The organism is Gluconobacter aidae (genome assembly GCF_009547075.1).
In the GTDB taxonomy this organism is placed as follows: domain Bacteria; phylum Pseudomonadota; class Alphaproteobacteria; order Acetobacterales; family Acetobacteraceae; genus Gluconobacter; species Gluconobacter aidae.
The window spans coordinates 1-6,702 of sequence record NZ_WIPH01000058.1 but is presented as its reverse complement, the minus strand read 5'-3'; the positions used below and the strand labels follow the sequence as shown (position 1 = coordinate 6,702).

Sequence of the window (6,702 nt, the reverse complement as noted above, 5' to 3'; positions counted from 1 at the left end):
TCCTGGTCAGTTGTTCTATTCCACCCAGATTCCAGCCTGTCTCTGGTTCCTGACCCGGACCAAAAACCAGAAAGACTGGCGGGACCGTCGCGGAGAAATGCTCTTCATCGACGCTCGCAAACTTGGCACGATGGTGGACAGAACCCGTCGGGAACTGACGGATGCTGATGTTGCGCGTATTGCAGACACCTATCACGCATGGCGTGGCGAGAAGAATGCGTCTTCCTATGAAGACATTCCCGGCTTCTGCAAATCCGTTACGCTCGATGAGGTTGAGCAGCACGGCTTTGTTCTAACACCCGGCCGTTATGTCGGTGCAGAAGAGGCCGAAGAAGATAGCGTACCCTTTAGTGAACGCTTCGCTGCCTTGGAGAAAACCCTGCAAGAGCAGTTCCGTCAGGGCGAGGAGCTGAACGCCAAAATTGCGGCCTCTCTCAAACTGATCGTCCCGCAGGAGGGATCATGACCCTATATCTTGTCCCACTGGAGCGGGCGTTGAATCGCCTGAAAGAAGGCTGGGAGCGGCATGTGGCACATCCGGACGATGAGCAGCTGCGTGACGGACTGATCCAGCGTTTCGAATTCACCTATGAATTGAGCCATAAAACGCTCAAACGCTTTCTCGAAGCCAATGCGGCCTCGCCGGAAGAATATGACCGGATGGGCTTTCCGGACCTCATCCGGTCTGCCAACGAAGCCGGGCTTCTGAAAAGCGCATGGCCGCAATGGAGCGTGTTTCGCAAAATGCGCAACATGACCAGTCATACCTATAATGAGGCGTCCGCAAAGCAGGTCGTGGCGGAAATTCCGGCATTTATCGAGGAAGCTGCATTTATGCTGGCTGTTCTGAAAGAACGGACGGCGTGACAGATCAAATCGATATCACACCCGAAGAACGGGCCATCGTTCTGCGTATTCTCAACGAGATTGTGCCTGATCGCGACGTGCGGGCGTTTGGGTCGCGTGTGACGGGAAAGGCCAAGCCGTTCTCGGATCTGGATCTGGCGATTATGGGAGATGAACCGTTGCCGCTGGAGACGCGGGCACAGCTGGAAGAGGCGTTTTCAGCGTCCGATCTTCCGTGGAAAGTGGATGTGCTGGATTGGGTGCAGGTCGATGCGACATTCCAAAATATAATTGATAACTCAGGCATCATATTTCATGACTGATTGGCAAGACGATGTTCTCGAAAACTGCCTCGACGCCCTATTAGACTATCGAGGGAAGAGTCCACCAAAATCGCCAATAGGAATCCCGGTTCTTTCCGCAAAAGTCGTGAAAACCAGCGGGCTGCTTCACCCCATCGAACAAAAAATCGCTTCCGATTATTATTCGAAATGGATGGTGAGAGGTTCGCCACACGTTGGCGATGTTGTGATGACGACAGAAGGCCCTATGGGCGAAGTTATCCAGCTTACAGAAGAAACTGTCCAATATGCATTAGGGCAGCGCATCGTTTGTTTGCGGGGGAAAAGCGGCGTTCTTGACAACACCTTTTTACGTTACTTGTTATCCTCTCCATCACAGCAGAACATACTCAAAAGCTATTCGACAGGCACAACTGTCCCGGGCATTAGTCAAAAAGCTTTGAGATCTGTTCCTATTTCATATCCCTCTTTCGATACACAGAAACGCATCGGAATTTTACTATCTTCCATTGACGACAAGATCGACCTCAACCGTCGGACGAACGAGACGCTGGAAGCGATGGCGCGGGCGTTGTTTCGGGACTGGTTTGTCGATTTCGGTCCGACACGCGCAAAAATGGCCGGGCAAGCGCCTTATCTCGCCCCCGAAATATGGGAGCTTTTCCCCGACAGGCTGGATAATGAGGGGAAACCGGAAGGGTGGAAATTCTCTAGCATTTATGACGTGGCGTCAGTGGTTTACGGCGCACCTTTCGCATCAAGTCTATTCAATACACAGGGCGAAGGTATCCCACTCGTAAGGATCAGAGATTTGCCATCTGAAAAACCGGGAGTGTGGACAACAGAAAATCATCCCAAAGGCTTCAAGATTTTACCTGGTATGATTGTTGTTGGAATGGATGGTGAGTTTCGCGCTCATCTCTGGGGTGGTGAAGAAGCGTGGCTTAATCAACGGGTATGTATATTCCTCCCAAACGAGGGAATATCTTCTGTATTTTTAAGAGAAACCATAATTCCTCAATTAAAATTTATCGAAGATACAGAGGTTGCAACAACCGTCATTCATCTAGGAAAAGGTGATATAAACGAATTTACCGCTATAGTTCTCAGTCGGGACTTAATGTCTTCTTTCAATGATGCAGCAGAAGTTTTTTATGAAAAAATTGTGCGGAATAAACAGGAGGCTCGTACCCTCGCTCAACTCCGCGACCTCCTTCTCCCCAAACTGATATCCGGCGAAATCCGCATTCGTGACGCCGAAAAAATGGTGGGGGACGCGCTATGAGTTTCCTGTCCGAAAATGAGATCGAGGACTGGGCCTGCGAGATCCTGCGGGAATGCGGTTACACCGTCACCACGGGGCCAGAAATCTCACCCGGCGGCGCCCATCCCGAACGCGCCTCGTTATCGGACGTCATTCTGACTGGCCGCCTTCGAGCCGCCATAGACCGCCTGAACCCGCATCTCTCGCAAGCCGCGAGGGACGAAGCCTTGCTAGCGCTCCGCCGCGAAGATACGCCAGATGTCGTGGACGAAAATCGCCGTCTGCATTTCTATCTCGTTGATGGGGTTCCTGTAGACGTCGTGCGGGAAGACGGCACACAATCTGGAGACAGGGCGCGACTGCTGGATTTTGAGCATCCCGAGCGCAACGACTTCCTCGCCGTGCGTCAGTTCGTGGTCGAAAAAAACGAGGCAAACCGGCGGCCGGATATCGTTCTCTTCGTCAACGGCCTGCCTCTGGGCGTAATTGAATTAAAAAGCCCAAGTTCCGAACACGCCACGCTGGATTCCGCATGGAATCAGTTCCAGACTTATCGATCCTTCATCCCATCCCTGTTCCGTTTCAACGAAGTTCTGGTGATCTCGGACGGCACGGAGGCCCGCGTTGGCTCTCTCACAGCCGACCGCGAACGCTTCATGCCATGGCGGACAATCGACGGCGAAGATCTGGTGGCGAAGAACCATCAGGAAATGGAAACCGTTTTGCGGGGCGTGTTCACCCCGCGCTGGCTTCTAGCATTGGTTCGGGATTTCGTGCTGTTCACGGAAAAAGATGGCAGCCCGATCAAAATCCTCGCCGCCTATCACCAGTTCCATGCCTGCCGGAAAGCCGTGACGCAGACCGTCCGGGCCACGGCGCAGGGTGGCGACCGCAAGGCGGGGGTCATCTGGCATACGCAGGGTTCGGGCAAAAGCCTGCTGATGACGTTCTATGCTGGTGTCATCGCCCGTCATCCGAAGATGGAAAACCCGACCATCATTGTCCTGACGGACCGTAACGATCTGGACGATCAGTTGTTCGCGACCTTCTCCGGCGCACAGGCCCTTCTGCGCCAGACACCGGAACAGGCGGACAGCCGGGACGATCTGCGCAAACTGCTCCGGCGGGCGTCAGGTGGTGTGATTTTCACCACATTGCAGAAGTTCCAACCCGAGGGGGACGAAGAAAACGTTCCGCTTCTGACGGACCGCCGCAACATCGTGGTCATGGCGGATGAGGCGCATCGCAGCCAGTACGGGCTGGATGCAAAGTTTAATCGTGAGACAGGCAAGGTTTCTTACGGCTTTGCCAAGCATCTGCGCGATGCTCTGCCCAATGCGTCTTTCATCGGCTTTACGGGAACACCGATTGAAACCGCCGACGCCAACACGCGAGGCATCTTCGGCGATTACATCGACATCTACGACATTGCCCAGGCCGTGGAAGATGGCGCAACTGTGCCAATTTACTATGAAAGCCGCCTCGTCCGCATTGAACTGGATGAGGACGTTAAGGGCGAGCTTGACGACGAACTGGCCGACATTGTCGAGGGATTGTCAGAAAGCGAAGAGCACAAACTCAGCCAGAAATACTCACGGATAGAGGCTCTGGTTGGTGCGGAACCACGTCTGCGCCGCATCGCACAGGATCTGGTCCAGCATTTTGAAAAACGCCTTGAGGCACTGGACGGCAAGGGCATGATCGTGGGTATGAGCCGTGCGATCTGCGTAGCACTTTACGACGAAATCATCAGCCTTCGTCCAGACTGGCACAGCGATGATGACGCTGGAGGCGTCATCAAGGTCGTGATGACAGGCAGTTCTTCTGATCCCTCCAGCTTTCAGCAGCATATCGGCAAACGTCCAAAAGTCCGCCGCGAATTACTGGCTAAGCGGATGAAAGACAATTCTGACCCGCTGAAATTGGTGATTGTCCGGGATATGTGGCTGACGGGTTTTGACGTGCCGTCCATGCATACGATGTATGTGGACAAGCCAATGCGGGGGCATGGTCTGATGCAGGCGATTGCCCGCGTCAACCGCGTCTTCAAGGGCAAGCCCGGTGGTTTGGTCGTGGACTATATCGGTCTGGCTCAGAACCTGAAGGCAGCTCTGGGGGAATATTCTGCTGGAGACCGGGAACAGGTCGGTATTGATGAGGCCGAGGCGATCCGGGTTCTTCAGGAACGCTATGAGATTGTCCGGGCGATGTTCAATCCTGAACAGGCTGGTGGGTTTGATTATCGCCCGGCCCTGCGCCCCGGAACGTCTCCCAAGGTAAAGCTCTCCATCATGGCGGGGGCTCTCGATCATATTTTAGGAGAGCAGCAAAACGAAGCTACACGAGCCACAAGCGACGAAGGCCGGAAGGCTGCGCAGAAACGCTTTCCAGATGCAGTTAAAACGCTTTCGGTGGCGTTTGCACTGGCCTCAGCCAGTGAGCAAGCTGCGGCGTTACGCGATGAAGTCGGATTTTTCGAGGCTGTTCGTGCCGCGTTGGTCAAACAAAGCGGCGATGATTCAGACCGAGTCAGCCCACAGGAACGCGAATTGGCGATCAAACAACTGGTCAGCCGGGCTGTGGTGTCGACAGATATTATCGACATTATGGAAGCTGCGGGGATTGGGCGTCCTGACATTTCCATCCTGTCGGATGGGTTTCTTCAGGAAGTCCGGGAGATGCCCCAGCGCAATTTGGCTATCGAAGCCTTACGAAAACTTCTGGAAGGTCAGATCCGCAGCCGCAGCCGGTCAAACCTGACAGAGGCCGAGGCTTTCTCCGCCCGGCTGGAACAGGCCGTAGGCCGATACCATTCCAATGCCCTGACCTCTGTGCAAATCCTGGATGAACTGATCCGGCTGGCACAGGAAATGGCCGCGGCTCGCGCCCGAGGAGAAGAACTGGGCCTCACCCCAGAGGAGGTCGCGTTTTACGATGCCCTCGCCCGCAATGAGAGTGCCCGCGATGCGATGGGAGATCCAGGGTTGCGCGTGATTGCGGCTGCCCTGGTCAAAACGATCCGAGAAAATGCGACCGTCGATTGGAACGTCATGGCCCCGACACGGGCCAGAATGCGCACGGCCGTCAAACGCCTGCTACGAAAATACGGCTACCCACCCGATATGCAGGATGAGGCCGTGCAGAATATTCTGCGGCAGGCTGAGGAATTCGCTCCGCTATGGGCAGACGCGACAAAATAAGTCACCACGAACGTCGCACTTTTGGGGGAAGCGGAATGTCCGCAATCAGTCTGATTAGACAAAAATCAGACATGGATAGTTCGAAAAACTCTTCTTAAGCGCGCTAAGTGTATAGCAATATCAATGTCTTACGATTCTGAAGCAGCTTAAAAAGAGAGTTTTTAGAACCCTTAACCTTGGGCAACGTCCACTTTCGAGCACAGTCGCGCAGCCGATTATGGCCACCGTAAGTTCTATAATTTCCTACTAGAAATATCGTGTATCCCACATCTTAAACGCCAGTACGGATCGTCAAGATGGGAGAAAAAGTATTTCCCATTTTTACTCCAAAGCCATTTATCTCGATCATCACTGCACTCGCGTGCATGAATAAAAGGTTGAGCATTAGACAATATTCGATATATGTAGCACATAAATTGAAGCTGCGATTTGTGCCACACATGCTCTGCTCGCTCGACCATACACAACAAATCGGCGATGTGCTTCTCTCGCTCTGCTGGAGTAAGGCATTCCACAGCATAGCCAACGATTGCAAAATCGATATTCGACAAAGTAATTTCGATCGGTGAAGAATGGTCCTCGCTCGCATTGAAGTTCCATTTCGACCATCGGGCGAACGCCATTGTCCAAGCAGCTTGGCGTCTTTCTAAGGGCACGCGGTTCGCAAAGGCGTCTAGGCATGTTTTTACTTCGTCTCGTCCGAGACAGTTTGGCTGGAGGCAAATGGCATCGACGTAAGCATGAAGCGCCGCCTCATCCGCCAATGCCAAGCAGCGTCCGATAGCTGGCTGCATTTGGCTTGCTCGATAAGGACGAGCAGCGAAAGCTAACATCCATGCAGCCCATCGTGGAGCGTCCTTCACGACCAGTTTCAAAAGCGCATCGAGAGCATCTTCTTGTGCGGTATTAAGCGGACTGACGCGATCATGGATATTGAAAATCCGGCAGACGGATGCAAATTGCAAAAAGTCGTTTTCAGCTTTAGCAGCGATCTTTAAGGCGTCGCAGAGTGAGACCGCAGTCATCATCGTCATGGCGATGCCTATCTGAGATACTGTTTGACCCACTTGGGTAAGGTGATTGGGAAAGA

6 protein-coding genes are annotated in these 6,702 nt (G+C 53.4%); 5 read left to right on the top strand and 1 reads right to left on the bottom strand.

Translation table 11 applies throughout. The features are described 5' to 3' along the window. From GFJ39_RS13135 to GFJ39_RS13115, 5 genes are all read left to right on the top strand, one after another. Positions 1-466: N-6 DNA methylase (locus GFJ39_RS13135; RefSeq protein ID WP_153431832.1), on the top strand; the 466-nt coding region annotated here is incomplete at its 5' end. Beyond that, positions 463-867 carry a nucleotidyltransferase substrate binding protein gene (locus GFJ39_RS13130; RefSeq protein WP_153431830.1) on the top strand — a complete coding sequence of 135 codons (405 nt, stop codon included), beginning with the start codon at positions 463-465 and terminating at the stop codon, positions 865-867. The genes GFJ39_RS13135 and GFJ39_RS13130, both read left to right, overlap by 4 nt. Next, entirely contained in the window at positions 864-1,169 is a 306-nt protein-coding gene (locus GFJ39_RS13125; protein ID WP_325062948.1) for a nucleotidyltransferase family protein, read from the top strand. The genes GFJ39_RS13130 and GFJ39_RS13125 overlap by 4 nt, the downstream gene beginning before the upstream one ends. After that, positions 1,162-2,433: a restriction endonuclease subunit S gene (locus GFJ39_RS13120; RefSeq protein WP_153431829.1), complete on the top strand. Its 1,272-nt coding sequence runs from the start codon at positions 1,162-1,164 to the stop codon at positions 2,431-2,433. The genes GFJ39_RS13125 and GFJ39_RS13120 overlap by 8 nt, the downstream gene beginning before the upstream one ends. Next, the gene (locus GFJ39_RS13115; protein WP_153431827.1) at positions 2,430-5,612 is read left to right on the top strand and encodes a type I restriction endonuclease subunit R; all 3,183 of its coding nucleotides are present in this window, start codon (positions 2,430-2,432) and stop codon (positions 5,610-5,612) included. Before GFJ39_RS13120 ends, GFJ39_RS13115 begins: the two co-directional genes overlap by 4 nt. Before the next feature lie 233 nt (positions 5,613-5,845). Here GFJ39_RS13115 and GFJ39_RS13110 read toward each other — a convergent pair. Beyond that, on the bottom strand, positions 5,846-6,702 hold an 857-nt coding region (locus GFJ39_RS13110), incomplete at its 5' end, for a hypothetical protein (RefSeq protein WP_228391960.1).

What these genes read in the sequence shown, in the direction of transcription:
- GFJ39_RS13120 (WP_153431829.1), top strand. Translation starts at nt 1,162, where the DNA reads ATGACTGATTGGCAAGACGATGTTCTCGAAAACTGCCTCGACGCCCTA.
- GFJ39_RS13130 (WP_153431830.1), top strand. Translation starts at nt 463, where the DNA reads ATGACCCTATATCTTGTCCCACTGGAGCGGGCGTTGAATCGCCTGAAA.
- GFJ39_RS13115 (WP_153431827.1), top strand. Translation starts at nt 2,430, where the DNA reads ATGAGTTTCCTGTCCGAAAATGAGATCGAGGACTGGGCCTGCGAGATC.